Here is a 292-nt window from a genome sequence, read left to right as displayed (position 1 = left end):
CCAGCGGGCGTCCGAGGCGGCCTTCGTGGCCTTGTGCGCCCCAGGCCAGAACGCCGCCGGCGGCAGGATTCTGGTGACCAGCCCGGCCGGCGGCTGGCTGTGTGAGCGGCATCAGGAATTTTCGGCCTGGACCCGGTTCACCTACGGCCCGCTGGGCCCGGAGCTTGGCTTCGAGACCAACGTCGGCGAGGACTGCTCCTGGCTGGACGGCGCGCCGGGTCAGGTGTTCAGGGGCGTCGCGATCTCTGCCTCCGCACCGGGCGCCCAGCCGCCGGCCGAGGCGATCCTGCAC

At 72.9% G+C, this 292-nt stretch carries 1 pseudogene; it reads left to right on the top strand.

Annotated elements, in window-relative coordinates:
• Positions 1 to 292: pseudogene (locus EIK80_RS26230) on the top strand (DUF3422 domain-containing protein); the annotation flags it as partial.

The organism is Caulobacter sp. 602-1, from assembly GCF_003931565.1.
Lineage (GTDB): Bacteria > Pseudomonadota > Alphaproteobacteria > Caulobacterales > Caulobacteraceae > Caulobacter.
The sequence above is the reverse complement of the archived record's forward strand: the minus strand, read 5'-3'. Positions and strand labels throughout refer to the sequence as shown.